The sequence below is a fragment of the Ferrimonas balearica genome (assembly GCF_019802085.1).
Lineage (GTDB): Bacteria > Pseudomonadota > Gammaproteobacteria > Enterobacterales > Shewanellaceae > Ferrimonas > Ferrimonas balearica_B.
Genome location: NZ_JAHVHV010000002.1, coordinates 770,430 through 796,452 on the forward strand (window position 1 = coordinate 770,430; position 26,023 = coordinate 796,452).

Below are 26,023 nucleotides of genomic sequence, written 5' to 3' on the forward strand. Positions count from 1 at the left end.
GAGCGATGTGATGTTTGAGATCCTGAAAATCAAAGGCACCATCGACTTCCTGAAGCACGCCAAGGTAGTGAGCCTGTTCTCCATCCTTCTGGTGCTGGCCTCCCTGGCCAGCCTGGGGCTGCGGGGCATCAACTGGGGCCTGGACTTCACCGGCGGCTACGTGGTCGAGGTGAACTACGCCGAGTCGGTCTCGCCCAGCGATCTGCGTCAGGCGGTCGAGGGGCAGGGGATCGAAGGGGCCGTGGTGCAGCAGTTTGGCAGCGCCCGAGACCTCATCGTGCGCATTCCGCCCAAGGCCGGTGAAGGCAACGAGCTGGTGGCCAAGGTGGAGTCCGCGGCCAAGGGCCTGGGCGCCGGTGCCGAGATCAAGCGGGTTGAGTTCGTGGGTCCCCAGGTGGGTCAGGAACTGGCCGAGCAGGGTGGCCTGGCCGTCCTGGTGGCGATGATCTGCATCCTGGCCTACGTGGCGGCCCGATTCGAGTGGCGTCTGGGCCTGGGTGCCCTGGTGGCCTTGATGCACGACGTGATAGTCACCCTGGGGGTGTTCTCCGTGTTGCAGCTGGAGTTCGACCTGACGGTGCTGGCGGCCTTGCTGGCGGTGGTGGGTTACTCGCTTAACGACACCATCGTGGTGTTTGACCGGGTGAGGGAGAACTTCCGCAAGATGCGTAAGGGCAGCCCGGAGCACGTGGTCAACACCTCGGTGACCCAGACCATGAGCCGGACCATCATCACCACCGGCACCACGCTGTTTGTGGTGGTGGCGCTGTTTATGCTCGGGGGCTCCATGATCCACGGATTCGCCACGGCGCTGCTGCTGGGGATCGCGGTGGGGACCTACTCCTCCATCTACGTGGCCAGCTACACCTCCATCCGCCTGGGCCTGTGCCGCGAGCACATGCTGCCGGTGGTGGTGGAAAAAGAGGGCGCGGATCAGGACCCCCTGATGCCCTGATGGACGTCGACCGACACATTTGTCTTGACAAGCCACCCTCCGGGGTGGCTTTTTGTTAGCTTAGCCGGCCTGGGAACCCGGGCCGAATCTGCGGTAATCCATGCGACAAGGAGAAGGCGTCAACCATGGATAGCTATGTTGAGCTCTATCGAGCGGCCAACGCGATCGAAGCCCATGCGGTAAAGGGATTTTTGGAGCAGCAGGGGATCCTGGTGCGGATGTTGGGCGAAGCCCTCGGCGGCGGGGCAGGGGAGCTGCCCATGGAATCCCAGGAGGTGCGCCTGCTGGTGGAACGCTGCCACCAGGCCCGGGCCCTGGAGCTGCTCAAACGCTATCAGCAGGAGATGGCGCCCTGGCAGTGCGCCGCCTGCGGTGAGCAAAACGACGGCCATTTCGAGCTGTGCTGGCGCTGCGGCGCCGAGCCGGAGGCCTGATGCGCTACTTCCCCCTGTTTCACGACACCAAGGGCCTCTCAGTGGTGGTGATCGGCGGCGGTGAGGTGGCGGCCCGCAAGTTGACCCTCTGGAGCCGCACTGAAGCGCGGCTGACGGTGATCGCCCCCCGGGTGGTGCCCGCAGTCGATGGCCTTATCAAACAGGGTCGGGTGCGCCACCTGGCCCAGTTCTACCACGATGAGCAACTCAAGGGGCACCAGGGGGTGATCACCGCCACCGACGATCCCGCCCTCAACCGCACCGTCAGCGAACACGCCCGGGCCCGGGGCCTCTGGGTCAACGTGGTGGACGACCCCCAATCCTGCACCGTCATCACCCCGGCACTGGTGGACCGTTCGCCGGTGGTGGTGGCCATCGGCAGCGAAGGCGGTGCCCCGGTGCTGGTGCGCAGCCTGCGCGCCCGACTCGAGGGGCTGCTGCCCAGCAGCCTGGGGGCCCTGGCCCGTTTTATCGGTGAGCAGCGCCCCCGCATCATGGAACAGCACCGGGAGCCGCGCCTGGTGTGGCAGCGGTTTTTGCAGGGCAATGGCCTGGCCTGGCGGGCGGACACCCCGGACCGGCTGGCCCAGGCGGAGCGGGAAGAGGACGCCCAGGGGCGCCTGTGGCTGGTGTTGAGCGAGCAGCAGGCGGACACCCTGCCCATCGCCGCGCTGACCCACCTGCAGCAGCTGGACGCCATCTATCATCTGGGGAGTGTGCCGGAGGCGCTGGAGGCGCTGTGTCGTCGTGATGCCGAGCGTCATGCGCTGGATTCGGAGGCCCTGGCGGAGATCGCCGCCGGGCTGAAGGAGGGGGCGCAGGTGCTGGTGGTGCTGCCCGAGGCAGCCCAGGACCAGTGGCAGTCGTCACTGGCGCCGTTCAAACCCACCACCTTTGTCAGCGGTGCGGTGTGCCCTTAGCAAACTTCAGCCGGCGTAACAGCCGGCCCTTTCCTTCCAGTCGCTGCAACACCTTTTCCACGTGCTCCTTGCTGCCATTGAAGTAGCGTATGTCCCTCTGGTGTCCCTTGGGGGTTTTCCAGATCCCCTCCACATGCCAAGACAGTTCAGACATCTTGTTGTCTCTCAGTTGATGACGCGGGGAGTGTGACGATTGAACATGACAGAGACTGTCAGTGTAGATGACAAAACAAAAACGGAGCCCGAAGGCTCCGTTTTTTAGCGACTTGGCGAGGCCGTTAGGCTTCGGCGTCGGCCGGCAGCTCCTGCTTGCCAATCACACCAACTACGGTGAAGGCAACCACGAAGGCGGTAACCACACCACAGGCGGTGGAGATGGTCATCGGCAGACCGAAGCCCAGGGTGGCGTTGTTCAGGATGAAGGTCACGACGACGGAGGTCATGAACATCGCCGGCAGCGTGGTGATCCAGTGCAGCTTGTCCGCACGGGCCAGGTAGGCGGTGGCGGTCCACAGCATCATCACGGCGGTCAGCTGGTTGGCGAAACCGAAGTAGCGCCAGATAACCCCGAAGTCCACCTGGGTCAGGATGGCACCGATGGCGAACAGCGGCGCGGCGATGATCAGGCGGTTCTTGATCTTCACCTGGTTCATGTTGAAGTACTCAGCCAGGATGAGGCGGCTGGAGCGGAACGCGGTGTCACCGGATGTGATGGGCAGAATCACCACACCCAGGAAGGCGATGATGCCACCGAACACACCCAGCAGGCCGAAGGACGCGGAGTAGACCACGTTACCCGGACCACCGTCGGCTACGGCTGCCGCCAGGGAACCCATGTCGCCGAAGTAGGACAGGGCCAGGGCACACCAGATCAGGGCGATGACACCCTCACCGATCATGGCTCCGTAGAACACGAAACGGCCGTTCTTCTCGTTCTCCATGCAGCGGGCCATCAGCGGGGACTGAGTGGCGTGGAAGCCGGAGATGGCACCACAGGCGATGGTGATGAACAGGGCCGGCCACAGGGGCATGTCGTTCGGGTTCAGGTTGGTGAACATGTCAGACACCTGGTAGCTGCCCAGCAGGGTGTGCTCGCTGGAGAACATCAGGGCGGCAATCAGGCCAACGGACATGAAGATCAGCAGGGCGCCGAAGAAGGGGTAGAAGCGGCCGATGATCTTGTCCACCGGAACGATGGTGGCGATCACGTAGTAGGTGAAGATGATGGCCACCATGGTGCCCAGGGTCACCGTCAGACCGGTCTGCTCGTTGATCAGGTTGGTCAGCATGCCCGCGGGAGCGGAAACGAACACCACGCCCACCAGCAGCAGCAGCACGATGGCGAACAGGTTCATGAAGTGCTTGGCCGGAGTGCCCAGGTACTTGCCCACGATGGTGGGAACGGACGCACCGCCGTTACGCACGGACAGCATGCCGGAGAAGTAATCGTGAACGGCACCGGCGAAGATGCAGCCGACGATGATCCACAGCATGGCCGCCGGGCCATACAGGGCACCCATGATGGGGCCGAAGATGGGACCCACACCGGCGATGTTCAGCAGCTGAACCAGGTAGACCTTCTTTTTGGACATGGGCACGTAGTCCACGCCGTCGGTCTTGGTGTGCGCCGGGGTTTGACGCTTTTCGTTGATGCCAAACACCTTCTCAACGAAGGCACCGTAGATGAAGTAGCCGCCGACCAGCAGGGCGACACAGGTGAAGAACCAGAGCATTTTGACAGTCCTCAGACGAAGAATGGCGCCAGTTTACTCGCACGGTGAGAGGGGTTCATGGGCAAAAAGGGTCAGCGGTGCCATAGGGGCAGTGAGCGGTTGTCAGCGGGAGTAAGCGGTTGGTGGGGTCGGTGAGCGGTGTGAAACTTTTTACTGAGGCGAAAAGAACAACGCCGCGAGTGCGGCGTTGTGTCGTCAGGCGTTCAATGTGGCCACCCGGCCCTTGAGCTTGCCCCCTGCGGCAAAGGTCACGACCCGCCTGGCCGTGATCTCGTGTTCTTCACCGGTTTTCGGGTTCCGTCCCGGCCTGGGGTTTTTGTCTCTTAGGTGAAAGACGCCAAAACCACTTAGCTTAACCTCTTCGCCCTTTTCCAGCGTCTGGCGGATCTCCTCAAAGAAGGTGTCCACCAGCAGTTTGGCATCGGCCACTTTAAGGTGAAGATGGTCAACCAAGTGGGCTGTCATATCTGCCTTGGTCAGAGACATGCCAGTACCTCACTCATTTACAACATCAAAAGAACCCCACAGGGGGTTTTCTCAGTGTAGACGGGCCGAGGGGAACTGCCTAAAAAGTGGGCTATTGAAAGCCAAAGGCCTGCTTGAGGGGCTTCATATAGCGGCGGCTGACCGGCAGGGTGCGCTCGCCACGGGTCTGGATCTCGCCGTTGCCCCCCTCCTGCAGGGTGATGGCGGCGATCGCCTCCGGGTTGACCAGGTACTGCCGGTGGCAGCGGATCAGCGGGGAGCGCTCCTCCAGCACCTTCAGGGTGAGCTGGGTATGGATGGTTTGTGAGGCCGTGGCCACGTGCACCCCGCTGAGATCGGAGAAAACAAACTCTACGTCTTCGATTCTCACGATTTTCAACGTGTTGCGCTGGTAGCAGGGCAAATGTCGGATGCGATCTTCCAGCAGCGGTGCCAGCGCCTGGGGGGCCTGCGCCTCCCGCGCCCGGGCCAGGGTGGTGGCCAGGCGATCCTCCGCCACCGGCTTGAGCAGGTAGTCGAAGGCGTTCTTCTCGAACGCCGCCACCGCGTGCTCGTCGTAGGCGGTGACGAACACCACCCGGGGCATGGACTCCGGGTCCAGCATCGCCAGCATCTCCATGCCGGTGATCTTGGGCATCTGGATGTCGAGAAACACCAGGTCCGGCTTCAACCGGTTGATCTGGCTCATCCCCTCGATGGCGTTGTTGGCTTCGCCGACGATCTCGATGTCGTCGTGGTCGCCCAGCAGGCTGATCAGCTCATCGCGGGCCAGGGGTTCGTCATCGATGATCAGCGTGCGGATCATAAAGCCTCCCTCTTGGGCAGCCGGACCTGGACCTCGGTGCGGCTGTCCGGTTCACAGGTGACGGTGATGCCGTAGTGCTCACCGTACTCGTTCTTGATGCGTTGGTCGACGATGTTCATTCCCAGGCCGTCGGAGTCCGGTTTGGCCTGGTAGGCCCCGGCGTTGTCCGCCACCCAGAGCAGCAGATCCTCGCCCTCGTCCCGGGCCCCGATCTCGATGCGCCCCGGCTCCAGCAGGGTGGAGGTGCCGTGCTTGATGGCGTTCTCCACCAGCGGCTGCAGGGTGAAGGTGGGCAGGCGGCAGGGGCGCAGGGCATCGGGCACCTCGATGCTGACCTGTAATCGGTCGCCGAAGCGGGCCTGCTCGATGGTCAGGTAGGCGTGGATGTGCTCCAGCTCCTGACCCAGGGCGACTTCCCCGGTGCCCCGCTTGAGGTTGTTGCGCAGAAAGGAGGCCAGGTGCTGGATAAGCCCCCGGGCCTGCTCCGGCGAGCGGCGGGTGATGGCCGCCAGGGTGTTCAGGGCGTTGAACAGGAAGTGGGGGTTGACCTGGGCGTGCAAAAGCTTGAGCTCCGCCTGGGTCAGCAGGCTCTTCTGCTCCAGATAGCGACCGGTGAGGATCTGGTTGGAGAGCAGTCGGGCGATCCCCTCGCCCAGGGTCTGGTTGAGGCTGAGGAACAGCCGCTTTTTGGTCTCGTACAGCTTGATGGTGCCGATCACCTCGTTGTCCCCCCGCAGGGGCACGATCAGGCTGGAGCCTAGCAGGCAGTGGTCCGACAGCGAGCAGCGGTAGGGCCGCTCCACCCCATCGGCGAACACCACCTGGTTGGTGGCAATGGCGTCCAGGGTCATCTGCGAGGAGATGGGGGTGCCGGGGATGTGGTGATCGGCCCCCGTGCCGATAAAGGCCAGCAGCTTTTCCCTATCGGTGATGGCCACGGCGCTGACCTTGGTCTCCTCGAAGATGATGCGCGCCACCTTGGCGGTGCTCTCCTGGTTGAAGCCGTTGATGAGCTCCCCCACGGTACGCTCGGCGATCTTCAGCGCCTTGGCCGAGTGCACGGAGGAGAGCTTCTCGGCGATGGCCCTTTGATCCCGGATCATGCTCATAAAGAGTGCCGCCCCCAGGGAGTTGACCAGCATCATCGGCAGGGCGATCACCTTGACCAGGGCCAGGGCGTCGACGAAGGGGCGGGCCACCGCCAGGATAATCAGCATCTGCAGGGTCTCCGCCGCCAGGGCCACCAGGGCCACCCGGCGGGGATCGAACAGGGCATCGAGGCGGCCACCGCGCACCAGACGGTAGTGCATCAGCCCGGCGAGCAGGCCCTCGGAGGTGGTGGAGATGGCGCAGGCCAGATCGGTAAAGCCACCCAGGGAGTAACGGTGCAGGCCCCCGGTCAGCCCCACCAGGGTGCCCACCACCGGCCCGCCCAGCAATCCGGAGAGGATGGCGCCCATGGCCCGGGTGTTGGCGATGGCCCCATGGGTGGCCTCACCGAAGTAGGTGCCCATGATGCACAGCAAAGAGAAGGTGACGTAGACGATCAGCTTGTGGGGCAGGTGCACCGCCAGATCGACCATGGGCCGAAGCACCGGGGTCTTGGTCAACAGATAGGCCAGTACCAGGTAGAGGCTCATCTGTTGGGTCAGGCTGACAATGAGATCGAGGTTTTCCATGTGGCGGTATCGCACCCAGGCCAAAGCCCCAAAACCGGACCGGGATCAAAGACCCGCCCCCTAAAGGTGCATATTATCTACTCGTTATTTAATAGGAGTGGTTTTATGAGCAGTGTACACGCCCACGAATTTCTGGCCATGGTGTCCGAGTGTGCCGAACCCCAGAGCCTGGAGCAACTCAAAGCCTTGGCGGCAGAACGGTTTGGTGACCAGGTGCGGTTTCACACCTGTAAGATGGACGACCTGACGGTGGATGCCCTGCTGGCCTTTTTGCTGGAGCGGGACAAGCTCAGCCAGCAGGGGGAGGGGTACCAGGTGAATCGGGCCCGGGTCTGCAACCACTGATTCAGTCGTTGCTGTCCTTCGGATAGGGCAGCTTGAGCTGGCCAAAGCGGATCACCAGAACCGTGGCGGCCAGCACCAGGGCGGCAACGGCCACCGCCAACACCCGCCACTCGTCCATCGCCTTCATGTCCAGGATGAGGTAACGGGCCAGCGCCACGATGGCGATGTAGATGGGCATCCGAATGGGCAGTTTGCCCACTTCCGCGTAGTTGGCCACCATGGCCAGCACTTCCAGATAGATGAACAGCAGCAGCAGGTCGCCCAATTGCACCGTGCGGTTGCCGAACATCATCATCACCTCCTCGTAGATCGCAACCAGGGTGGCGATGGAGATGATGATCAGGATCCCGTGCTCGCAAAACTTCAGGCTCTTGGTGCCATAGCGTTGATAAAGTGCGTTCATTGACTCGGTCCGTTGAGGTTGACTGAGCATTAGTGTACTGGCAGGGGATCGGTGTGCCCACGTGCAAACCCGTGATCCCGTCCGCACTTTTATCATAGCCGCCGCCGGGCTGTGATCCGGATCACCCCCAAGAAAATCCCAATTTTTCAGTGAGTCGGCAGATAAATCTCGATCTGCTGTTGCCACTCGCGGGTGCGGACCACCTCCACCGCCATGGCGGGGATCTCAAGGCAGTCGCCGGTGGCCAGGGAGAAGTGGGCGTGGTTGACGCTGAGCACCGGGTGTTCACCGATGTGCACCACCTCGCCCTGGTGCAGGTTGGCCCCCAGGGTCAGGGGGTTGTGGTTGTACAGGGCGTAGACCTTGCGGCTGTAGGGATCCCGGTAGAGCAGCAGGCGCTGATCGTTTTCACTCATCTGCAGCTGGGTGCGCAGGGGCAGGTGTTCGCTTTGGCACAACGGGGTCCAGGGCATGGTCGACTCCTTCTCATTCTCCCAATGTGCATTGCAGAGCAACTGCCGTACCAAGAATTCCCTTGCATTTAAATCAATGGTTTATAGGCTTGCTGCCCCCGCGGGACAGCCCTCTTGCGCCAGGACGGTGCACTCTGTCACCGGGATGTCATCAAAATGGGGCACAGTGACTACCGTCGGAAGGCATCCCGGCAAACGTTTTTCATTGGCTTCTCGTTCTTTACCGGGCTCTTGCAGCCCGGTTTTTTTTGCCGTTTTGGCGTAGACTGAGTAGGCCTGCCCTTGTCATGGAGCGGATATGAGCGACGGCGTTTCCCGACATCATCGATGGTTGCACCCCAGGCAGTTGCCCTACCTGTGGGTGGGTCTGCTGTGCCTGCTGCTGGCCCCGGCGGTGGGCCTGGGCTTGCTGGTGCTGTTCGGCGCGTTTCGCGCCGCCCGCTGGTGGCAGCGCAGCCGGCAGGACCGATAAGCACACTCCGGACACAAAAAAGCGCGGCTCGAGGGCCGCGCTTTTTGCGTCTGGGCGTAAGGCTCAGCGCTTGAGAGATTCGGTCAGGTGCGGGCGCATCTTGTTCAGGATGGCGGCAGTCACCTTGGGGGCACCGGCGACCACGTTGCCGCTGGTCATCTGGTTGTGGCCACCCATAAAGTCGCTGACCAGGCCACCGGCCTCGCGCACCATGAGCTCACCGGCAGCGATGTCCCAGGGCTTCAGGCCAATTTCCCAGAAACCGTCCTGACGGCCGGCGGCCACGTAGGCCAGATCCAGCGCCGCGGAGCCGGCACGGCGCATGTCCGCCACGTCGGTGAACAGCTCGTTGAAGATCGCCAGGTAGGGCTCGATGTGCTGACGCTGCTTGAAGGGGAAGCCGGTGCCCAGGATGGTGCCCTTGAGGTCGCGGTGGTTGCCCACGCGAACGCGGTAGCCGTTAAGCTGGGCACCGCCGCCACGACTGGCGCTGAACAGCTCATTGCGGATGGGATCGTAGATCACCCCGTGCTCCACCTTGCCCTTGATCTGCAGGGCGACGGAAACGGCAAAGTGGGGGATCCCCTTCATGAAGTTGGTGGTGCCATCCAGGGGATCGATAATCCATTGGAACTCATCGTGCTCACCGACGATGGTGCCGCACTCTTCACCGATGATGGTGTGGCCCGGGTAGGCCTTTTGAATGGTGGCCACAATGGCGCGCTCCGCGTCGCGGTCCACGTTGGTGACAAAGTCGTTCAAGCCTTTCTGTTCGGCTTCCACTTTGTCCAGATCTTCAAAAGCGCGGGCAATAACGTTGCCAGCGTTGCGTGCAGCGCGCACGGCGATGTTCAGCATCGGATGCATATCGATACCCCAGGATGTAAAAGAACGGAGGGCCGGGACCAGGCGCAAGCCTGCGGCAAGGCGCGCATGGTATAGCCAAACCCCTCCGCAGGCAAGGACTAAAGCGGCCCCGGTGGATTTTTCGTGACGCTGAGGATCAAGCATAGACCCCGGGTGTGCTAGTATCCGCCGCCATACCCCCTGCACAGATTTGGCAACCTCCATGCTCAGTAACGTTCGCATTGTTCTGGTGGGCACCTCCCACCCCGGCAACATCGGCTCCGCCGCCCGGGCCATGAAGACCATGGGCCTGTCCCAGCTGGTGCTGGCCGAGCCCCGGGTCGAGCCCGATGGTCAGTCTGTGGCCCTGGCCGCCGGAGCCACCGACGTGCTCAAGCACCTGGTTGTGACCGAGGATCTGGCCTCGGCGGTGGCGGATTGCGCCCTGGTGATCGGCACCAGCGCCCGCAGCCGCACCCTGAGCTGGCCCATGCTGGATGCCCGGGAGGCGGGCACCAAGCTCGCCCAGGAAGGGCGCCAGGGGCCGGTGGCTTTGGTGTTTGGCCGGGAGAACCACGGACTGACTAACGAAGAGCTGCAGATGTGCCACTACCACGTCTGCATCCCCGCCAACCCCGAATACAGCTCCCTCAATCTGGCCCAGGCGGTGCAGCTGCTCAGCTACGAGACCCGCATGGCGCATCTGGCGATGGCCGAGGCACCGGCCGAGGCCCAGGAGCCTTACCCCAACCAGGGGCAGCTGGAGGGCTTCTATCAGCACCTGGAGCGGACACTGAGTCACACCGGTTTTATCATCCAGGCCCACCCAGGACAGGTGATGACCAAGCTGCGCCGGCTGTTCAACCGCGCCCGTCCCGAGGCCACCGAGCTGGCCATTTTGCGCGGCGTGCTCACCTCGGTGGACAAGGCCAGTGGCCAGCACGGCAAGAAGCCGACGGAATGATTCACCACTTCCCTGTCACTAAGGGGTCACAAATTACCGTGATCCACCTCAAAAAAACGGTCGAACCAATCGGTTGGATCTCCACTTAAGGGTCATTGATCCCGAGCGCTCAATGGGGTTAAATACCCCGGCCCGCCACCGGGGTATTGAGGCCAAACGAGGCCCAAAATACCTGACCGGTTCACTGGGTCTAATACTTGACTAAATTACTCGGGTATGTAGACTGGTCGGCAGACAGATGGAAGGACATAGGCAATGAGACTCACATCGAAAGGCCGCTACGCGGTGACCGCCATTTTGGATGTGGCGCTGCACTCCCCCGATGGCCCCGTGCCCCTGGCTGACATCTCCGAACGGCAGGGGATCTCCCTCTCCTACCTGGAGCAGCTGTTCGCCAAACTGCGCAAGCACGGCCTGGTGTCCAGCGTCCGGGGTCCCGGCGGCGGTTACCTGCTGGGTCGCCCGGCGGAAGAGATCGCCGTGGGTATGGTAGTGCACGCCGTGGACGAGTCCGTCGACGCCACCCGCTGCCACGGCAAGAGCAACTGCCAGGGCGGGGCGCGCTGCCTGACCCACTCCCTGTGGGGAGACCTGAGCGATCGCATCTCCAGTTTCTTAAATGGCATCAGCCTGGCCGACTTGATGGCCAACCGCGATGTCAAAGTGGTCAGCCTGCGCCAGGAGCAGGCACAGGGCCGCGTTCAGGCTCGGGCCTGAACCCACCCGAATTTTTGTCGTACTTCGCCGGTACCATAATTGACCGGCTCGCAAGCGGAGAAGGTAATGAAACTCCCGATCTATTTTGATTACTCTGCCACCACGCCGATGGATCCTCGTGTCGCCGACATCATGGTGCAGTACCTGACCTTGGATGGCACCTTTGGCAACCCGGCCTCCCGATCCCACCGTTACGGTTGGCAGGCGGAAGAGGCGGTGGACGTGGCCCGCAACCAGGTGGCCGAGCTGCTTAACGCCGACCCCCGCGAGATCGTCTTTACCTCCGGCGCGACCGAATCCAACAACCTGGCGATCAAGGGTGTGGCCCACTTCTACCAGAAGAAGGGCAAGCACATCATCACCAGCAAGACCGAGCACAAAGCGGTGTTGGACACCTGCCGTCAGCTGGAGCGTGAAGGCTTCGAAGTCACCTACCTGGAGCCGGACGCCAACGGCATCATCCCGCTGACCCGCCTCGAAGACGCCATTCGCGAAGACACCGTACTGGTCTCCATCATGCACGTGAACAACGAGATCGGGGTGATCCACGACGTGGCCGCCATTGGCGAGCTGTGCCGTGCCAAGGGGATCCTGCTGCACGTGGACGCCGCCCAGAGCGCCGGCAAGATCCCGCTGGACGTCAAGACCATGAAGGTCGACCTCATCTCCATCTCCGGCCACAAGATGTACGGCCCCAAGGGCATCGGTGCCCTGTACGTGCGTCGTAAGCCCCGGGTGCGCCTGGAAGCCCAGATGCACGGCGGTGGTCACGAGCGCGGCATGCGCTCCGGCACCCTGGCCACCCACCAGATCGTCGGCTTCGGTGAAGCCTGCCGCATCGCCAAGGAGGAGATGGCCACCGAGAACGATCGCATCCTGGCCCTGCGCAACCGTCTGTGGAACGGCGTGAAGGACATGGAAGAGGTCTACGTCAATGGTGACCTCGAGCAGCGCGTGGCCGGCAACCTCAACGTCAGCTTCAACTTCGTCGAAGGCGAGTCGCTGATCATGGCGCTCAAGGACCTGGCGGTTTCCTCCGGCAGTGCCTGTACCTCCGCTTCCCTGGAGCCCAGCTACGTGCTGCGCGCCCTGGGTCTGAACGACGAGCTGGCCCACAGCTCCATCCGCTTCTCCATCGGTCGCTTCACCACCGAGGCGGAAGTGGACCACGCGGTGAGCATCATCAACGATGCCATCGGCAAGCTGCGCGACATGTCGCCGCTGTGGGAGATGTTCAAAGATGGCGTCGACCTGTCCAAGGTCGAGTGGACCGCACACTAACGGATTTGGGCGGGTCCCACGCAGGTGGGACTCCCCTCACGAACAGAGTAAGTATTGGAGTTAAGTCATGGCTTACAGTGATAAAGTAATCGACCACTACGAAAACCCGCGTAACGTCGGCTCGTTCGACAAGAACGATCCCAGCGTGGCAACCGGCATGGTCGGCGCTCCGGCCTGTGGCGACGTGATGAAACTGCAGCTGAAGATCAACGACGGCGGCGTGATTGAAGACGCCAAGTTCAAGACTTACGGCTGCGGCAGTGCCATCGCTTCCAGCTCCCTGGTCACCGAATGGGTGAAGGGCAAGACCCTGGAGGAGGCGGAGCAGATCCAGAACACCGCCATCGCCGAAGAGCTGGCCTTGCCGCCGGTGAAAATTCACTGCTCTATCCTGGCCGAGGACGCCATCAAGGCCGCCATCGCCGACTACAAGAGCAAGCACGAGAAGTAAGCTGGAGCTGTACCCATGGGCATTTCACTGACCGACACCGCGGCCGAGCGCGTCAAATCCTACCTGCAGAATCGAGGCAGGGGGATCGGCTTGCGGTTGGGTCTGAAAACCTCAGGCTGTTCCGGTCTGGCTTACGTGCTGGAGTTCGTCGACGAGCTGAGCCCCGGTGACGAAGTGTTTGAGCTGCAGGGCGTCAACATCATCATCGACGCCAAGAGCCTGGTCTACCTGGACGGCCTCCAGGTGGACTACGTCAAAGAGGGCCTCAACGAAGGCTTCAAGTTTGATAACCCCAACGCGTCCGGGGAGTGTGGTTGCGGCGAGAGTTTCACCGTCTGACCATGAACTACTTCGACCTCTTTGGCCTGCCCCTGGGCTATGAGATTGACGGGGCCGCCCTGGCCAGCCGCTACCGCGAGCTGCAACGGGCGGTACACCCGGACAACTTTGCCGCCGCCAGCGAGCAGCAGCGCCTGATGGCGGTGCAGAAAACCGCCGAAATCAACGACGCCTTTCAAACCCTCAAATCCCCCATCGGCCGCGCCGAATACCTGTTGCGACTCAACGGTATCGAGCTGCGTGGCGAGTCCACCACCATCAAAGACCCCCTGTTCCTGATGGAGCAGCTGGAGCTGCGCGAGGCGCTCGAAGAGTTGCCGGACAGCGCCGATCCCGAGCAGGCGGCGATGGACCTGGCGGATCGCCTGGAGGGGGATCGCAAGCAGATGACCACCGAGCTGCGCGCCCGCCTCGAGGGCCAGGCGTGGGAACAGGCGGCGGACACGGTGCGCAAACTCAAATTCATCCATAAACTGGAAGACGAGCTGTCCCTGCTGGAAGAGCAGTGGGCACCGTGATCGACGGATAACACAGCATCATGGCTCTACTGCAAATTGCCGAACCCGGCCAAAGCGCCGCGCCCCATCAGCACAAGCTGGCGGTGGGCATCGATCTGGGCACCACCAACTCCTTGGTGGCTGCCGTGCGCAGCGGCCAGGCGGACACCCTGCCGGACACCGACGGCCGCCACCGCATGCCCTCCGTGGTGCGCTACCTGGAGCAGGGGGTGGCCACCGGCTACACCGCCCAGGCCGAAGCGGTGGCCGACCCCTACAACACCATCATCTCGGTAAAACGCTACCTGGGGCGCTCCCTGGCGGACGTCACCGGTCGCTACCCCAATCACCCTTACCGCCTGGCTGCCTCCGAAAACGGCCTGCCGCTGTTTGAAACCCGCCAGGGGGTGGTGAACCCGATCCAGGTCTCTGCCGAGGTGCTGCGGCCGCTGATCCAGCGGGCCGAAGCGACCCTGGGCGGGGATCTCACCGGCGCGGTGATCACCGTACCGGCCTACTTCGACGACGCCCAGCGCCAGGGCACCAAGGACGCCGCCGAGCTGATTGGGATCAAGGTGCTGCGCCTGCTGAACGAGCCCACTGCCGCGGCCATCGCCTACGGCCTGGACTCCGGTCAGGAGGGGGTGATCGCGGTCTATGACCTGGGCGGCGGCACCTTCGACATCTCCATTTTGCGCCTCAATAAAGGGGTGTTCGAGGTGATGGCCACCGGCGGCGACTCCGCCCTGGGCGGCGATGACTTCGACCACCTGCTGGCGGATCATCTGGCCGAGTTGTCCGGCGCCGACAGTGCCGATGCCGGCACCCAGCGGGCGCTGATGATGGAAGCCTGCCGGGTCAAAGAAGCCCTGACTGACGCCGACGAAGTCACCGCCGAGCTGGGCGAGTGGCGCGGCAGCGTCACCCGCGCCCAGTTCGATGCCCTGATCCAGCCGCTGGTGAAGAAAACCCTGATGGCCTGTCGCCGCTGCCTTAAAGACGCCGGCGTCGACAAGGAGGAGGTGCTGGAAGTGGTGATGGTGGGGGGCTCCACCCGGGTGCCCCTGGTGCGCCAGACCCTGGGGGACTTTTTCGGTCGCCCGCCGCTGACCTCCATCGATCCGGACCGGGTGGTGGCCATCGGCGCCGCCGTTCAGGCGGACATCCTGGCGGGCAACAAGCCGGACTCCGAGATGCTGCTGCTGGACGTGCTGCCGCTCTCCTTGGGGCTGGAGACCATGGGTGGCCTGACCGAGAAGGTGGTGCCCCGCAACACCACCATTCCGGTGGCCCGGGCCCAGGAGTTCACCACCTTCAAGGACGGTCAGACCGCCATGGCGATCCACGTGGTGCAGGGTGAGCGGGAGATGGTGGAAGACTGCCGCTCCCTGGCCCGCTTCGTGCTGCAGGGGATCCCGCCGATGGCGGCGGGCACCGCCGTGATCCGGGTGACCTTTCAGGTCGACGCCGATGGCCTGCTGAGCGTCACCGCCATGGAGAAAACCTCCGGGGTGCAGGCGTCCATCGAGGTGAAGCCCTCCTTTGGCCTCTCCGATGGCGAAGTGATGCAGATGCTCAAAGACTCCATGGCCCACGCCAAGGAGGACATCACCAAGCGGATGCTCACCGAGCAGCGCATCGAAGCCGGCCGCGTGCTGGAAAGCCTGGGCCGTGGCCTGGCCGAAGACGGCGAGGTGCTGCTGAACGACGAGGAGCGCGCCGAGCTCGACCGGCTGATGACGCAATTGCAACACCTCTGCGAAGGCACCGATGGGGAAGCCATCAAGCAGGGGATCGAGACACTGGACAAGGCCAGTGGCGACTTCGCCGCTCGCCGGATGGACCTGGCGATCCGCCGGGCCCTGTCCGGCCAGTCCGTGGACAACGTATAAGAGGAACCGATGCCAAAGATCGTATTTTTGCCCCACCAGGAACTGTGCCCCAGCGGCCTGGAAGTGGAAGCCCAAAGCGGTGAGACCATCCTGGATGTGGCGCTGAAAAACGGCATCCACATCGAGCACGCCTGCGAGAAGTCCTGTGCCTGCACCACATGCCACTGCGTGGTGCGCGAGGGCTTCGACTCCCTGGAGGAGAGCGACGAGCTGGAAGACGACATGCTGGACAAGGCCTGGGGTCTGGAGCCGGAGTCCCGTCTCTCCTGCCAGGCGAAGGTGGCGGACGACGACCTGGTGGTCGACATCCCCCGCTACACCATCAACCAGGTATCGGAAAACCACTAAGGAGATCCCATGGGCCTGAAATGGATTGACGTACAGGACATCGCCATCGAACTGTCGGAAGCCAAACCCGACGTGGACCCCACCCAGGTGCGCTTTACCGACCTGCGGGAGTGGGTGCTGGCCCTCGAGGGGTTCGATGATGACCCCAGCCACTGTGGCGAGAAGGTGCTGGAAGCGATCCAGCAGGCCTGGATCGAAGAGATGGATTGACCCAAACGGAGCCGCAAGGCTCCGTTTTCTTTTGTCCCACCGTAAAGGGAGCAACACAGGGGAAGGGCGGGCCAAACCCCGCAGGCTGTGGGTTGCGCCCGGCCGGTTGCATACTGGCAAGGCAGCTTTGCACCTGGCCGCCCGAGTCGGCCTTGTGGGGGCGCTGGCCAGGCCCTGGGGGAGCCGATAGAGTCGAAGGCAAGGATTGCCTGCGGGCGAAATTGGAGTTAGGGACACACCATGGCACTGACCTATGGCAGCTATCTGAAGGTGGAGGAGTTGCTCAAGCTGCAGCAACTGCAGTCGGATCCGCCGGAACACGACGAGATGCTCTTTATCGTCATTCACCAGACCTACGAGCTGTGGTTCAAGCAGATCCTGCACGAGATGGACAAGCTGGGCCCGGCCCTGGTTGCTGGGGAAACCTGGCACAGCGCCAAGACCCTGCGGCGCATCCTCACCATCATGAAGACCCTGGTGGGCCAGGTGGACATCCTGGAAACCATGACGCCGATGGAGTTCAACAGCTTCCGCGACTTTCTGGCCAGCTCCAGCGGCTTCCAGTCCTGGCAGTTCCGCGAGCTGGAGATCCTCTGCGGTGTGCACTCCCCCCAGGCCATCGAGGTGCAAAAGGACGTGCCCGAGCAATACCACCGGCTGCAGCAGCGCCTGGCCCAGCCCACCCTGTGGGCCGGTTTCGTCGCCTACCTCAACCTGCGCGGCCACGACATCCCCACCCCCAAGCCGGTGAACGACGCCGGGGTGATCTACGACCCCTGCGAAGCCACCCAGGCCCGCCTGGCCCATCTGCTGCCCCGTGACCCGGAGGCCAACCTGGTTGCCGAGCTGATGGTGGACCTGGACGAGGGGCTTCAGGAGTGGCGCTATCGCCACGTCAAGATGGTGGAGCGCACCATAGGCACCAAGCGGGGCAGTGGGGGCTCACCTGGGGCGGCGTACCTGCACAAGACCTTGCATCGCTACATCTTTCCCGATTTGTGGGCGGTTCGGGGTCTGCTCTGAAGCAATTTCGCACTCAACACAGTAAAACGGCACCTTCGGGTGCCGTTTTCGACCCTGCGACTGGGACGGGGGTAAAGTAAAGTTCCGATCGTGATTATTGTGGTTTTTGTGACGTAGCAGGGAGTTATCGAACCATAGGGGCAAAATGCGTAAAAAAATGCCATTCAGGGGGTTTTTTTTGCATCAAACACACTTTATGTTTGGTGACTGGTTGTCGCTTTATTAGTCAAAGTCCCGCCTTTCGCGCTTTGGACTTTTCTTATCACACATAATAATTCCTTGCGGAGACAACAATGACTCCAATTGTCCGCAGTATTGCGCCTGAGCTCGTCTCGGCGCCCATTGAGTCGGGTTTGCCAGGTTGGCAGTTGCGTTTTCTGATGCGCAAGTTGGGCCTGAAGCGGGGGGAACACGCCATCCTGATGGGCACCCTCTGCATGACCACGGTGGAAAACCTGGCGATGGCGGTGGGCCAGACCGGCCGCATCACCGTGCTGACCGAGCCCGGTGTCTCCGACGCCGAGCGCCGCAGCCTGCAGCAGCAGTTGCACCTCTTCCCTCAGGTGACCGTGGTGGCCCCTGGCCCCAGTGTCGACGAACAGCAGTGCGACGCCATTGCGATCCTGCCCGAGCGCCTGACCGAGCCCTATGAGCCGCTGCTGGATCATGCCTGGCGCCGCCTGGGCAACGGTGGCCGCCTGATGCTCACCGTGGCGCAACAGCCCGACCAGGCCGATCAGCTGCGCGACGCCATCACCGCTGCCAACCGCACCGGATTCGTGACCCGCTACCGCCGCAACTGCGACAAGCACTGCGCCTGGGTCGGGGTGAAGTACGCCGCCAGCAAATGGTGATCCCGCGCAAGCGGACAGGGAAAAATGCGAGCCGGGATTGTCCCGGCTTTTTTGCGCTGTGATTGGGGCTGGGTTTGCCGGGTCAGTTGGCATATAATCCGCGCCGAGAATTTAATGTCCGATAGACAACATGGAGTGGACAATGGCTTTAGAGCGCACTTTTTCCATCATCAAGCCTGACGCGGTTGCCAAAAACCACATCGGTGCCATCTACAACCGTTTTGAGGCCGCTGGCCTGAAGATCGTTGCCTCCAAAATGGTTCACCTGAGCCGTGAGCAGGCCGAAGGCTTCTACGCCGAGCACAAAGAGCGCCCCTTCTTCGGTGCCCTGGTGGATTTCATGACCTCCGGTCCCATCATGGTGCAGGTTCTGGAAGGCGACAACGCCGTTCTGGCCAACCGTGAAATCATGGGCGCCACCAACCCGGCCGAAGCCGCCCGCGGTACCATCCGCAGCGACTTCGCCAACAGCATCGACGAGAACGCCGTACACGGCTCCGATGCCCTGGCTTCCGCCGAGCGCGAGATCGCCTACTTCTTCACTGCTGAAGAGCTGTGCCCGCGCACCCGCTAAGGTGAGCCCGGCATAAAAAAGCGCCCCCTCAATCGAGGGGGCGCTTTTTTTGTGTCCGCTTACTCTTCGTCTTTGCTCAGCCGGATCTTGCGCTGCTTCTGACGGTGCTCCCACAGCTTGCGGGCCACCTGCTGCATATCGGTGGCCGGATCGCTCAGATCCACGATCTCCAGCCCCAGCAGGGACTCGACGATGTCCTCCATGGTCACCAGGCCCAGCACGCTGCCGTACTCGTCCACAACGATGGCGATCTGGGTGTGCTTTTTCAGTAGCAGCTCCAGCAGGGTCATCAGTCGGGCGCTCTCCGGCACGGCGATGATGCTGTGGCGGATCGACTTCAGCGGCGCCTTCGGGGTGTGCTTCTCCGCCAGCAGGGCCTCGGAGCGGGTGATGTAGCCAACGATGTCGTCGCTGTCCTCGTTGTACACCGGCACCCGGGAGAAGCGACGCTTGCCGTGCAGGTGGGTGAACTCCGTCAGGGTCAGATCCTGGCTCAGGGAGTGGATCACCGTGCGCGGGGTCATGATGGCGCTGACCGGTACCGAGCGGGCCTTGAGCATCTGTTTGAGGATGCTGGACTCCTGCTCGTTCAGTTCACCGGACTCGGCGCCGATGTCGGCCATCGCCGTCATCTCCGCCCGCACGTAGTGGCCGGCCTCGCCCTTGCCCATCAGTGCGGTCATCTTCATGGAGAACCAGATGAGGGGCTTGCACAGGGTCACCATCCACTTCAGACCGATGGCCACGCTGGGGGCCAGGGTTCGCCAGTAGTTGGCGCCCAGGGTCTTGGGGATGATCTCGGAGAAGAACAGGATGGCGAAGGTGAGCACCGCGGAGAAAAGCCCCAGCGCCTGGCTGCCAAAGACGGCGGCGGCCTGGGCCCCGGCGCCAGCCGCACCGGCGGTGTGGGCGATGGTGTTCAACGTCAGGATCCCCACCAGGGGAGCTTCCACGTTCTCTTTGAGCTCGGCCAGGTTGGCGGCGGCTTTGGGCCGCTCCGCTTTGAGTCCGGCGATGTAGGAGGGGGTGACGCTCAATAGCACCGCTTCGAACACGCTGCAGATGAATGAGACGCCAATGGCGACCGCGACATAAACCAGAAGAAGTGTCATTGCCGATAAGGCCTTAGGGTTTGGGTATCCGTAATTAATGGTGAGCCAGAGTCTACCACGACTCCCACCCGTTCTCGGAAGCACAATGTGCAGGGGCTAGACTGAAACCTTGGGAGACTGGACGCGGTGGCGCCCGGGCCTGTACAATTGCGCGCCATTTTCGGCTGGTTAAACGAGGCAACCGATGACTGACAAAATCAACCTGCTCAACCTGGATCGCAAAGCCATGCGCGAATTTTTCGCGGAGATGGGCGAGAAGCCGTTCCGTGCTGACCAGGTGATGAAGTGGATCTATCACTTCGGTTGCGACGACTTTGACCAGATGACCAACATCAATAAGGTGCTGCGAGGCAAGCTCAAGGAGCGGGCCGAGATCGTCGCGCCACAGATCGCCACCAGCCAGCACAGCGCCGACGGCACCATCAAGTTCGCCATCGACGTGGGTAACGGTCAGGAGGTGGAGACCGTTTACATCCCCGAGAGCGACCGCGCGACCCTGTGCGTCTCCTCTCAGGTGGGTTGTGCCCTGGAGTGCAGCTTCTGCTCCACCGCCCAGCAGGGCTTCAACCGCAACCTGACGGTGGCCGAGATCATCGGTCAGGTGTGGCGCGTGGCCACCTACCTGGGCCTCAAGACCGACACCGGCGAGCGCCCCATCTCCAACGTGGTGATGATGGGCATGGGTGAGCCGCTGCTCAACCTGAGCAACGTGGTGCCCGCCATGGACATCATGCTGGACGACTTCGGCTTTGGCCTGTCCAAGCGTCGGGTCACCCTTTCCACCTCCGGTGTGGTGCCCGCCCTGGACAAGCTCGGCGACATGATCGACGTGGCTCTGGCCATCAGCCTGCATGCCCCCAACGACGAATTGCGGGACGTGCTGGTGCCGGTCAACAAGAAGTACAACATCGAGACCTTCCTGGCCTCGGTGCGCACCTACCTCTCCAAGTCCTACGCCAACAAGGGTCGGGTGACGGTGGAGTACGTGATGCTGGACCACATCAACGACAGCACGGAACAGGCCCATGAACTGGCCAAGGTGATGAAGGACACCCCGTGCAAGATCAACCTGATCCCCTTCAACCCCTACCCGGGCAGTCCCTACGGCAAGAGCTCCAACTCGCGCATCGATCGTTTCGCCAAGGTGCTGATGGATTACGGCATGACCGTCATCGTCCGCAAGACCCGCGGTGACGACATCGACGCGGCCTGCGGACAGCTGGTGGGGGACGTCCGTGACCGCACCAAGCGCATGCTGAAAAAACGCATGCAAGGGGACGGCATTTCCGTCACAATGGTCTAACCTCTTGTTTGGCCAAAGGATCGGGGTCTAAATGAACCGCATATGCCTGCTGGCCCTGGCCTGTTTGGGCCTCGGCGGCTGCGTCCAGCAAACCACCTACAGCGGCACGGACCAGCCGGTCGTGGAACAGAAATACAATGCGGTGGCAGCGGCCCGGGAGCGCATCGCGCTGGGCCTCACTTACCTGCGCCGCGGCAACATGGAACAGGCCAAATTCAACCTCGACCGTGCCCTCAAACAGGCGCCTGACCTGGATGAGGCCCACCTGGCCCTGGCCTACTACTACGAAACCGTCTCCGACACCGAGCAGGCGGAGCGTGCCTACCGCCGTGCCCTGAGCGCCAACCGCAACAACGCCGATGCCGCCAACAACTACGGCGTGTTTCTCTGTCGTCAGGGGCGCTACAAGGATGCCGACCAGTGGATGAGCCGGGCGGTGAAGATGCCCAACTACATCCGCCAGGCCCAGACCTACGAGAACCTGGGCCTCTGCGCCCGGGAGGCGGGGTGGGAGGAGAAGGCCCAGGGCTATTTCGTCCAGGCCCTCAATTATGACCCGCGTCGCGCCGTCTCTTTGCTGGAGGTGGCCCAGTTGGCGTTTGCCCGTCAGCAGCCCTCCGAGGCACGCAAATACCTGAGCCGATATCACGATAACGGCAACGAATCGCCGGACAGCCTGCTATTGGGGGTGGAATTGGCCCTCGATGCGAACGATACTGATGCGGCTCGCCGCTATGGGGTGTTATTGTTGGCCAAGTACCCCGGTTCAGAGCAGGCGAAAACCTACCGAACGAAGTATTACTGATGAGCGACGAACAGAACAACGAGAACACCGTAGAAACTCCCGGCCCGCTGCTGAAGGCGGCCCGAGAGCAAGCGGGGCTGACGACTCAGCAAGTGGCTCAGCGCCTCAACCTGCGCCACTCCGTGGTGCAGGGCATGGAGGACGACAGCTTCGAGCCCGGCACCTCGGTGACGTACATCCGCGGTTACGTTCGTAACTACGCCCGCCTGGTGGGGCTGGACGAAGCCCGTTTGAACCAGGCCCTGGATGCCCTGCACCAGGTGGAAGCCACCCCGAACATGCAAAGCTTCTCCCGCCGCACCAACCAGCAGAAGACCGACAACCGTTGGATGATGGCCACCTGGATCATCGCCGCCGGCATCGTCGGCCTGGTGATCTGGTGGTGGTTGGCCAACGAGGAGACCCGTCAGCTGGCGCCCCAGAACGACACGGCACCGGTAAGTACACCGGCCGAGTCCGGTATCGCCGAGCCAACCCTGTCCGAGCCCGAGCCGAATGAGCCTGACCTGTCGGTAACCGACGAACCGGCCCAGGACGAGGCACCAGTTCCGGTGCAGCTGCCGGAGCCGGCCCCGGAAGACACCCCTGAGGCACCCGCCGACAGCAACGCACAAACCGAGGCCGATGAACCGGCCGCGGTCGAGATTCAAGATACCGCGCCCAGTGGCGCGGACCAGAGCCCCACCATCAGTGACGCCGCACCGTCGGTACCGGCCCAGGCCGAGGCCACCGAGGCCGCGCTGAACCGCCTGGCCATCAGCCTCAGCAGTGAGTGCTGGATGCTGGTGCAGGACGCCAACGGCAATGTGCTGCTCGAGGGGCTCAAACTGGCCGGCTACACCACCGAGCTGGAGGGTGAGGCCCCCTTCAGCCTGCGCCTGGGCGCACCGGAAGCGGTGTCCCTGGTGTTCGATGGCGAAGCCGTCGATCTCTCCTCTTTCCGTGCCGGTCGGGTGGCCCGCCTGACCCTGCCGCAATAAGACCGTTATGCAACACGAAAGCCCCATCATCCGTCGTAAGTCCACCCAGATCTGGGTGGGCAAGGTTCCGGTGGGTGGCGACGCCCCCATCTCCGTCCAGTCCATGACCAACACCCGCACCACCGATGTGGACGCCACCGTGGCTCAGATCCAGGCGATCCAGAAAGCCGGTGCCGACATCGTGCGGGTCTCGGTGCCCACCATGGAAGCCGCCGAGGCGTTCAAGCTGATCAAGCAGCAGACCGACATCCCCCTGGTGGCGGACATCCACTTCGATTACCGCATCGCCCTCAAGGTGGCGGAGTACGGGGTGGACTGTTTGCGCATCAACCCCGGCAACATCGGCCGGGAGGATCGCATCCGCGCCGTGGTGGACTGCGCCCGGGACAACAACATCCCCATCCGCATCGGCGTCAACGCCGGCTCGCTGGAGCGGGACATCCAGGAGAAGTACGGCGAGCCGACTCCGGCGGCCCTGGTGGAATCCGCCATGCGCCACGTCGACATTCTCGACCGCCTGAACTTCGACCAGTTCAAGGTCAGCGTGAAGGCCTCCGATGTGTTCCTGGCGGTGGAGTCCTACCGTCAGCTGGCCAAGCAGATTGTCCAGCCCCTGCACCTGGGGATCACCGAGGCCGGCGGCGCCCGTGCCGGTTCGGTCAAGTCCGCCATCGGCCTGGGCATGCTGCTCTCCGAGGGGATCGGCGACACCCTGCGGATCTCCCTGGCGGCGGACCCGGTGGAGGAGGTCAAGGTCGGCTTCGACATCCTCAAGAGCCTGCGCATTCGCGCCCGCGGCATCAATTTCATCGCCTGCCCCTCCTGCTCGCGCCAGGAGTTCGACGTCATCGGTACCGTCAACGCCCTGGAGCAGCGCCTGGAGGACATCACCACCCCGCTGGACGTCTCCATCATCGGTTGTGTGGTTAACGGCCCCGGTGAGGCCCTGGTCTCCGACCTTGGCCTGGCGGGATCCAACCGCAAGAGCGGCTACTACGTCGACGGCGAGCGCCAGAAGGAGCGCCTCGACAACACCGACCTGGTGGACCAGCTGGAGCAGCGCATCCGCGCCAAGGTGGCCGAGAAAGCCCAGCGCATCGACGTCAAAGAAGAGGACGTCTGATCCCACTCCCGCCGCCCGCCCCTTTTCCAATGGGCGGGCGCTTCCTATAATGGCGGGTTCTTGCGAAATCACTCCAAATTCAATACGGGTTTATCGTGGCAAAACAGATCCAAGCGGTCCGCGGCATGAACGATTGTCTGCCGGCGGACACCCTCAAGTGGCAACAGGTGGAACGCGCCCTGCGTGAGCTGGTGGCGGGCTATGGCTACCAGGAGATCCGCACCCCCATCGTCGAGATGACCGGTCTGTTCAAGCGGGCCATCGGCGAAGTCACCGACATCGTCGAAAAAGAGATGTACACCTTCGAGGATCGCAACGGCGACTCCCTGACCCTGCGTCCCGAGGGCACCGCCTCTACCGTCCGTGCCGGCAACGAGCACGGCCTGCTCTACAACCAGGAGCAGCGCCTGTGGTACATGGGCCCCATGTTCCGCCACGAACGCCCGCAGAAAGGCCGCTACCGCCAGTTCCACCAGTTCGGGGTGGAGGTCTATGGCCTGGCCACCGCCGATATCGACGCCGAGGTGCTGATGCTCTCCGCGGCGCTGTGGGAGCAACTGGGGGTACGCGATCAGGTACGCCTGGAGCTCAACACCCTGGGTAACGCCGACGAGCGTGCCGCCTACAAAGAGGCTCTGGTGGCTTTCCTGGAGCAGCACAAGGCCGCCCTGGACGAAGACAGCCAGCGTCGCCTCTACTCCAACCCGCTGCGGGTGCTGGACTCCAAGGACGCCGGTGTGCAGGCCCTGCTGGCCGAAGCGCCGGTGCTGATGGACTACCTGGGCGAACAGTCCAAAGAACATTTCCACACCCTGTGTGAACTCCTGCACGCCGCGGGCATCGAATTCACCGTCAACACCAAACTGGTGCGCGGCCTGGATTACTACAACCGCACCGTGTTTGAGTGGGTCACCGACAGCCTGGGTGCCCAGGGCACCGTGCTGGCCGGTGGCCGCTATGACACCCTGGTGGGTCAGCTGGGGGGCAAAGACACCCCGGCGGTGGGCTTCGCCATGGGGATGGAGCGCCTGGTGCTGTTGCTGGACACCCTGGGCAAGTTCGACACCCTGCCGCGGATGGTGGACGTCTACCTCTGCGCCATGGGCGCCGGCACCCAGGCCGCTGCGCTGCAACTGGCCCAGGAGTTGCGCCAGAGTGTTTCTGGCCTTAAGGTGATGACCCATTGTGGTGGCGGAAACTTCAAGAAACAGATGAAGCGCGCCGACAAGAGCGGGGCCGAATGGGCCCTGATCCTCGGCGAGGACGAATTACAGCAGGGACGGGTGACGGTGAAACCTCTGCGCGGGGGCGAACAGCGTCAGCTGTCCCGGGAGGCACTGGCCACGGAACTGAAGGCACTGGTGCAGAATTAAGGGGATACGCGTGGAAATTTACAGCACTGAAGAACAACAAGTAGAAGCGATCAAGAAATTCTGGAAAGAGTACGGCACCTCCATCATCGGCGGTGCGGTACTGGGCCTCGGTGGTCTGTTCGGTTGGAACTACTACCAGGGCCACGTCGAGACCCAGCGCGAAGCGGCCTCCGCCGCCTTCACCCAAGTGGTGGAGCAGGCGGCCCAGTCTCAGGATGCTCTGGACAACCTGGTGACCCAGTTCCAGGCCGAGCACGGCAACTCCGGCTACGGCCCGCTGAGCCAGCTGCTGCTGGCCCGCGCCGCGGTGGAAGCCGGTGACCTGGCCAAAGCGGAAACCCTGCTGAGCGACGCCCTGCCGGCCCTGGACAGCGCCACCAAGCCGATGGTGCAACTGCGCCTGGCCCGTGTGCAGCTGGCCCAGGAGAAGCTGGACGCCGCCGAGGGCACCCTGGCCCAGGTGCAGTCCGAAGCCTTCGCCGCCCAGCGTGAAGAGCTCAAGGGTGACATCCTGGTGAAGAAGGGTGACACCGAAGGCGCCCGTGCCGCCTACGAGGCCGCTCTGGCCGCCGGCGGCGCTCAGACCAGCCCGGCCCTGCAGATGAAACTGGACGATCTGGCCTAAA

The 26,023-nt window shown here is 63.0% G+C and carries 32 protein-coding genes; 23 read left to right on the forward strand and 9 right to left on the reverse strand.

What is annotated here, in order from left to right; genetic code table 11:
* Nucleotides 1-10: 10 nt before the first annotated feature.
* From secF to KUV81_RS11885, 3 genes are all read left to right on the forward strand, one after another.
* Nucleotides 11-955 carry a protein translocase subunit SecF gene (gene secF, locus KUV81_RS11875; RefSeq protein WP_222544064.1) on the forward strand — a complete coding sequence of 315 codons (945 nt, stop codon included), beginning with the start codon at nucleotides 11-13 and terminating at the stop codon, nucleotides 953-955.
* Nucleotides 956-1,080: 125 nt separating this feature from the next.
* A complete protein-coding gene (locus KUV81_RS11880) occupies nucleotides 1,081-1,389 on the forward strand; it encodes a putative signal transducing protein (RefSeq protein ID WP_222544065.1) in 309 nt (102 codons plus the stop codon).
* Nucleotides 1,389-2,309, forward strand: coding sequence for a bifunctional precorrin-2 dehydrogenase/sirohydrochlorin ferrochelatase (locus KUV81_RS11885; protein WP_222544066.1), 921 nt, complete (start codon nucleotides 1,389-1,391; stop codon nucleotides 2,307-2,309). Before KUV81_RS11880 ends, KUV81_RS11885 begins: the two co-directional genes overlap by 1 nt.
* Here the strand turns inward: KUV81_RS11885 and KUV81_RS11890 are convergent.
* The 5 genes from KUV81_RS11890 to KUV81_RS11910 all read right to left on the reverse strand — a co-directional run bounded on the left by KUV81_RS11890 (nucleotide 2,287) and on the right by KUV81_RS11910 (nucleotide 7,012).
* Nucleotides 2,287-2,463, reverse strand: coding sequence for a hypothetical protein (locus KUV81_RS11890; protein WP_222544067.1), 177 nt, complete (start codon nucleotides 2,461-2,463; stop codon nucleotides 2,287-2,289). The two genes, KUV81_RS11885 and KUV81_RS11890, sit on opposite strands and share 23 nt — an antisense overlap.
* Before the next feature lie 124 nt (nucleotides 2,464-2,587).
* The gene (locus tag KUV81_RS11895) at nucleotides 2,588-4,042 is read right to left on the reverse strand and encodes a carbon starvation protein A (protein WP_222544068.1); all 1,455 of its coding nucleotides are present in this window, start codon (nucleotides 4,040-4,042) and stop codon (nucleotides 2,588-2,590) included.
* Nucleotides 4,043-4,237: 195 nt separating this feature from the next.
* The gene (locus tag KUV81_RS11900) at nucleotides 4,238-4,528 is read right to left on the reverse strand and encodes an integration host factor subunit alpha (RefSeq protein ID WP_222544069.1); all 291 of its coding nucleotides are present in this window, start codon (nucleotides 4,526-4,528) and stop codon (nucleotides 4,238-4,240) included.
* A 91-nt stretch (nucleotides 4,529-4,619) separates the two neighbouring features.
* The gene (gene btsR, locus KUV81_RS11905; RefSeq protein ID WP_222544070.1) at nucleotides 4,620-5,333 is read right to left on the reverse strand and encodes a two-component system response regulator BtsR; all 714 of its coding nucleotides are present in this window, start codon (nucleotides 5,331-5,333) and stop codon (nucleotides 4,620-4,622) included.
* Nucleotides 5,330-7,012, reverse strand: a complete 1,683-nt coding sequence (locus tag KUV81_RS11910; protein ID WP_222544071.1) for a sensor histidine kinase — start codon at nucleotides 7,010-7,012, stop codon at nucleotides 5,330-5,332. The genes btsR and KUV81_RS11910 overlap by 4 nt, the downstream gene beginning before the upstream one ends.
* Before the next feature lie 105 nt (nucleotides 7,013-7,117).
* Here KUV81_RS11910 and KUV81_RS11915 point away from each other — a divergent pair, with 105 nt between their 5' ends.
* Entirely contained in the window at nucleotides 7,118-7,357 is a 240-nt protein-coding gene (locus tag KUV81_RS11915; RefSeq protein WP_222544072.1) for a YecH family metal-binding protein, read from the forward strand.
* Between the two features lies 1 nt (nucleotide 7,358).
* Here the strand turns inward: KUV81_RS11915 and KUV81_RS11920 are convergent, their stop codons facing one another.
* On the reverse strand, nucleotides 7,359-7,760 hold the full coding sequence (locus KUV81_RS11920; RefSeq protein WP_222544073.1) for a phosphate-starvation-inducible protein PsiE: 402 nt from the start codon (nucleotides 7,758-7,760) through the stop codon (nucleotides 7,359-7,361).
* Between the two features lie 146 nt (nucleotides 7,761-7,906).
* Nucleotides 7,907-8,233, reverse strand: coding sequence for a nitrite reductase (NAD(P)H) small subunit (locus KUV81_RS11925; RefSeq protein ID WP_222544074.1), 327 nt, complete (start codon nucleotides 8,231-8,233; stop codon nucleotides 7,907-7,909).
* A 298-nt stretch (nucleotides 8,234-8,531) separates the two neighbouring features.
* Here KUV81_RS11925 and KUV81_RS11930 point away from each other — a divergent pair, with 298 nt between their 5' ends.
* On the forward strand, nucleotides 8,532-8,705 hold the full coding sequence (locus tag KUV81_RS11930) for a hypothetical protein (protein ID WP_222544075.1): 174 nt from the start codon (nucleotides 8,532-8,534) through the stop codon (nucleotides 8,703-8,705).
* 63 nt (nucleotides 8,706-8,768) lie between these two features.
* Here the strand turns inward: KUV81_RS11930 and suhB are convergent, their stop codons facing one another.
* On the reverse strand, nucleotides 8,769-9,572 hold the full coding sequence (gene suhB, locus KUV81_RS11935; RefSeq protein ID WP_222544076.1) for an inositol-1-monophosphatase: 804 nt from the start codon (nucleotides 9,570-9,572) through the stop codon (nucleotides 8,769-8,771).
* A gap of 202 nt (nucleotides 9,573-9,774) precedes the next feature.
* Between suhB and trmJ the strand changes: the two genes are divergently transcribed.
* The 12 genes from trmJ (at nucleotide 9,775) to ndk (ending at nucleotide 18,701) form a co-directional block, all read left to right on the forward strand.
* Complete coding sequence (gene trmJ / locus KUV81_RS11940) at nucleotides 9,775-10,515, forward strand: tRNA (cytosine(32)/uridine(32)-2'-O)-methyltransferase TrmJ (RefSeq protein WP_222544077.1); 741 nt, start codon at nucleotides 9,775-9,777, stop codon at nucleotides 10,513-10,515.
* Between the two features lie 255 nt (nucleotides 10,516-10,770).
* Nucleotides 10,771-11,232, forward strand: coding sequence for a Fe-S cluster assembly transcriptional regulator IscR (iscR, locus tag KUV81_RS11945; protein WP_222544078.1), 462 nt, complete (start codon nucleotides 10,771-10,773; stop codon nucleotides 11,230-11,232).
* 66 nt (nucleotides 11,233-11,298) lie between these two features.
* Nucleotides 11,299-12,513, forward strand: coding sequence for an IscS subfamily cysteine desulfurase (locus KUV81_RS11950; RefSeq protein WP_222544079.1), 1,215 nt, complete (start codon nucleotides 11,299-11,301; stop codon nucleotides 12,511-12,513).
* A gap of 67 nt (nucleotides 12,514-12,580) precedes the next feature.
* On the forward strand, nucleotides 12,581-12,964 hold the full coding sequence (gene iscU, locus KUV81_RS11955) for a Fe-S cluster assembly scaffold IscU (RefSeq protein ID WP_222544080.1): 384 nt from the start codon (nucleotides 12,581-12,583) through the stop codon (nucleotides 12,962-12,964).
* A gap of 15 nt (nucleotides 12,965-12,979) precedes the next feature.
* Nucleotides 12,980-13,303 (forward strand): iron-sulfur cluster assembly protein IscA, encoded by a 324-nt coding sequence (gene iscA, locus KUV81_RS11960; RefSeq protein ID WP_222544081.1) that lies wholly within the window; start codon nucleotides 12,980-12,982, stop codon nucleotides 13,301-13,303.
* A gap of 2 nt (nucleotides 13,304-13,305) precedes the next feature.
* Nucleotides 13,306-13,821 carry a co-chaperone HscB gene (gene hscB, locus KUV81_RS11965; protein ID WP_222544253.1) on the forward strand — a complete coding sequence of 172 codons (516 nt, stop codon included), beginning with the start codon at nucleotides 13,306-13,308 and terminating at the stop codon, nucleotides 13,819-13,821.
* A 20-nt stretch (nucleotides 13,822-13,841) separates the two neighbouring features.
* Nucleotides 13,842-15,692 carry a Fe-S protein assembly chaperone HscA gene (gene hscA, locus KUV81_RS11970; RefSeq protein ID WP_222544082.1) on the forward strand — a complete coding sequence of 617 codons (1,851 nt, stop codon included), beginning with the start codon at nucleotides 13,842-13,844 and terminating at the stop codon, nucleotides 15,690-15,692.
* Nucleotides 15,693-15,701: 9 nt separating this feature from the next.
* On the forward strand, nucleotides 15,702-16,040 hold the full coding sequence (fdx, locus tag KUV81_RS11975; protein WP_222544083.1) for an ISC system 2Fe-2S type ferredoxin: 339 nt from the start codon (nucleotides 15,702-15,704) through the stop codon (nucleotides 16,038-16,040).
* Nucleotides 16,041-16,049: 9 nt separating this feature from the next.
* Complete coding sequence (gene iscX, locus KUV81_RS11980; RefSeq protein WP_222544084.1) at nucleotides 16,050-16,250, forward strand: Fe-S cluster assembly protein IscX; 201 nt, start codon at nucleotides 16,050-16,052, stop codon at nucleotides 16,248-16,250.
* A gap of 240 nt (nucleotides 16,251-16,490) precedes the next feature.
* The gene (locus tag KUV81_RS11985) at nucleotides 16,491-17,273 is read left to right on the forward strand and encodes a tryptophan 2,3-dioxygenase (RefSeq protein ID WP_222544085.1); all 783 of its coding nucleotides are present in this window, start codon (nucleotides 16,491-16,493) and stop codon (nucleotides 17,271-17,273) included.
* Between the two features lie 380 nt (nucleotides 17,274-17,653).
* A complete protein-coding gene (locus KUV81_RS11990; RefSeq protein WP_222544086.1) occupies nucleotides 17,654-18,127 on the forward strand; it encodes a hypothetical protein in 474 nt (157 codons plus the stop codon).
* A 142-nt stretch (nucleotides 18,128-18,269) separates the two neighbouring features.
* Nucleotides 18,270-18,701, forward strand: coding sequence for a nucleoside-diphosphate kinase (ndk, locus tag KUV81_RS11995; protein ID WP_222544087.1), 432 nt, complete (start codon nucleotides 18,270-18,272; stop codon nucleotides 18,699-18,701).
* Between the two features lie 59 nt (nucleotides 18,702-18,760).
* On the opposite strand, the gene KUV81_RS12000 is transcribed toward ndk, so the two are convergent.
* Complete coding sequence (locus KUV81_RS12000) at nucleotides 18,761-19,813, reverse strand: CNNM domain-containing protein (RefSeq protein ID WP_222544088.1); 1,053 nt, start codon at nucleotides 19,811-19,813, stop codon at nucleotides 18,761-18,763.
* Nucleotides 19,814-19,997: 184 nt separating this feature from the next.
* On the opposite strand from KUV81_RS12000, the gene KUV81_RS12005 reads away from it, so the two are divergent.
* The 6 genes from KUV81_RS12005 to KUV81_RS12030 all read left to right on the forward strand — a co-directional run bounded on the left by KUV81_RS12005 (nucleotide 19,998) and on the right by KUV81_RS12030 (nucleotide 26,022).
* Nucleotides 19,998-21,116: a bifunctional tRNA (adenosine(37)-C2)-methyltransferase TrmG/ribosomal RNA large subunit methyltransferase RlmN gene (locus KUV81_RS12005; protein ID WP_222544089.1), complete on the forward strand. Its 1,119-nt coding sequence runs from the start codon at nucleotides 19,998-20,000 to the stop codon at nucleotides 21,114-21,116.
* 31 nt (nucleotides 21,117-21,147) lie between these two features.
* Complete coding sequence (gene pilW / locus KUV81_RS12010; RefSeq protein WP_222544090.1) at nucleotides 21,148-21,921, forward strand: type IV pilus biogenesis/stability protein PilW; 774 nt, start codon at nucleotides 21,148-21,150, stop codon at nucleotides 21,919-21,921.
* A complete protein-coding gene (gene rodZ, locus KUV81_RS12015; RefSeq protein WP_222544091.1) occupies nucleotides 21,921-22,901 on the forward strand; it encodes a cytoskeleton protein RodZ in 981 nt (326 codons plus the stop codon). Before pilW ends, rodZ begins: the two co-directional genes overlap by 1 nt.
* A 7-nt stretch (nucleotides 22,902-22,908) precedes the next feature.
* Nucleotides 22,909-24,024, forward strand: a complete 1,116-nt coding sequence (ispG, locus tag KUV81_RS12020) for a flavodoxin-dependent (E)-4-hydroxy-3-methylbut-2-enyl-diphosphate synthase (RefSeq protein ID WP_222544092.1) — start codon at nucleotides 22,909-22,911, stop codon at nucleotides 24,022-24,024.
* A gap of 95 nt (nucleotides 24,025-24,119) precedes the next feature.
* The gene (gene hisS / locus KUV81_RS12025; RefSeq protein ID WP_222544093.1) at nucleotides 24,120-25,397 is read left to right on the forward strand and encodes a histidine--tRNA ligase; all 1,278 of its coding nucleotides are present in this window, start codon (nucleotides 24,120-24,122) and stop codon (nucleotides 25,395-25,397) included.
* 10 nt (nucleotides 25,398-25,407) lie between these two features.
* Nucleotides 25,408-26,022 carry a YfgM family protein gene (locus KUV81_RS12030; RefSeq protein WP_222544094.1) on the forward strand — a complete coding sequence of 205 codons (615 nt, stop codon included), beginning with the start codon at nucleotides 25,408-25,410 and terminating at the stop codon, nucleotides 26,020-26,022.
* The last annotated feature ends 1 nt before the right edge of the window (nucleotide 26,023 follow it).

Bases quoted from the DNA above. Each gene is read 5' to 3' on its own strand.
- secF (WP_222544064.1), top strand. From the start codon at position 11: ATGTTTGAGATCCTGAAAATCAAAGGCACCATCGACTTCCTGAAGCAC.
- KUV81_RS11880 (WP_222544065.1), top strand. From the start codon at position 1,081: ATGGATAGCTATGTTGAGCTCTATCGAGCGGCCAACGCGATCGAAGCC.
- KUV81_RS11885 (WP_222544066.1), top strand. From the start codon at position 1,389: ATGCGCTACTTCCCCCTGTTTCACGACACCAAGGGCCTCTCAGTGGTG.
- KUV81_RS11890 (WP_222544067.1), bottom strand. From the start codon at position 2,463: ATGTCTGAACTGTCTTGGCATGTGGAGGGGATCTGGAAAACCCCCAAG.
- KUV81_RS11895 (WP_222544068.1), bottom strand. From the start codon at position 4,042: ATGCTCTGGTTCTTCACCTGTGTCGCCCTGCTGGTCGGCGGCTACTTC.
- KUV81_RS11900 (WP_222544069.1), bottom strand. From the start codon at position 4,528: ATGTCTCTGACCAAGGCAGATATGACAGCCCACTTGGTTGACCATCTT.
- btsR (WP_222544070.1), bottom strand. From the start codon at position 5,333: ATGATCCGCACGCTGATCATCGATGACGAACCCCTGGCCCGCGATGAG.
- KUV81_RS11910 (WP_222544071.1), bottom strand. From the start codon at position 7,012: ATGGAAAACCTCGATCTCATTGTCAGCCTGACCCAACAGATGAGCCTC.
- KUV81_RS11915 (WP_222544072.1), top strand. From the start codon at position 7,118: ATGAGCAGTGTACACGCCCACGAATTTCTGGCCATGGTGTCCGAGTGT.
- KUV81_RS11920 (WP_222544073.1), bottom strand. From the start codon at position 7,760: ATGAACGCACTTTATCAACGCTATGGCACCAAGAGCCTGAAGTTTTGC.
- KUV81_RS11925 (WP_222544074.1), bottom strand. From the start codon at position 8,233: ATGCCCTGGACCCCGTTGTGCCAAAGCGAACACCTGCCCCTGCGCACC.
- KUV81_RS11930 (WP_222544075.1), top strand. From the start codon at position 8,532: ATGAGCGACGGCGTTTCCCGACATCATCGATGGTTGCACCCCAGGCAG.
- suhB (WP_222544076.1), bottom strand. From the start codon at position 9,572: ATGCATCCGATGCTGAACATCGCCGTGCGCGCTGCACGCAACGCTGGC.
- trmJ (WP_222544077.1), top strand. From the start codon at position 9,775: ATGCTCAGTAACGTTCGCATTGTTCTGGTGGGCACCTCCCACCCCGGC.
- iscR (WP_222544078.1), top strand. From the start codon at position 10,771: ATGAGACTCACATCGAAAGGCCGCTACGCGGTGACCGCCATTTTGGAT.
- KUV81_RS11950 (WP_222544079.1), top strand. From the start codon at position 11,299: ATGAAACTCCCGATCTATTTTGATTACTCTGCCACCACGCCGATGGAT.
- iscU (WP_222544080.1), top strand. From the start codon at position 12,581: ATGGCTTACAGTGATAAAGTAATCGACCACTACGAAAACCCGCGTAAC.
- iscA (WP_222544081.1), top strand. From the start codon at position 12,980: ATGGGCATTTCACTGACCGACACCGCGGCCGAGCGCGTCAAATCCTAC.
- hscB (WP_222544253.1), top strand. From the start codon at position 13,306: ATGAACTACTTCGACCTCTTTGGCCTGCCCCTGGGCTATGAGATTGAC.
- hscA (WP_222544082.1), top strand. From the start codon at position 13,842: ATGGCTCTACTGCAAATTGCCGAACCCGGCCAAAGCGCCGCGCCCCAT.
- fdx (WP_222544083.1), top strand. From the start codon at position 15,702: ATGCCAAAGATCGTATTTTTGCCCCACCAGGAACTGTGCCCCAGCGGC.
- iscX (WP_222544084.1), top strand. From the start codon at position 16,050: ATGGGCCTGAAATGGATTGACGTACAGGACATCGCCATCGAACTGTCG.
- KUV81_RS11985 (WP_222544085.1), top strand. From the start codon at position 16,491: ATGGCACTGACCTATGGCAGCTATCTGAAGGTGGAGGAGTTGCTCAAG.
- KUV81_RS11990 (WP_222544086.1), top strand. From the start codon at position 17,654: ATGCGCAAGTTGGGCCTGAAGCGGGGGGAACACGCCATCCTGATGGGC.
- ndk (WP_222544087.1), top strand. From the start codon at position 18,270: ATGGCTTTAGAGCGCACTTTTTCCATCATCAAGCCTGACGCGGTTGCC.
- KUV81_RS12000 (WP_222544088.1), bottom strand. From the start codon at position 19,813: ATGACACTTCTTCTGGTTTATGTCGCGGTCGCCATTGGCGTCTCATTC.
- KUV81_RS12005 (WP_222544089.1), top strand. From the start codon at position 19,998: ATGACTGACAAAATCAACCTGCTCAACCTGGATCGCAAAGCCATGCGC.
- pilW (WP_222544090.1), top strand. From the start codon at position 21,148: ATGAACCGCATATGCCTGCTGGCCCTGGCCTGTTTGGGCCTCGGCGGC.
- rodZ (WP_222544091.1), top strand. From the start codon at position 21,921: ATGAGCGACGAACAGAACAACGAGAACACCGTAGAAACTCCCGGCCCG.
- ispG (WP_222544092.1), top strand. From the start codon at position 22,909: ATGCAACACGAAAGCCCCATCATCCGTCGTAAGTCCACCCAGATCTGG.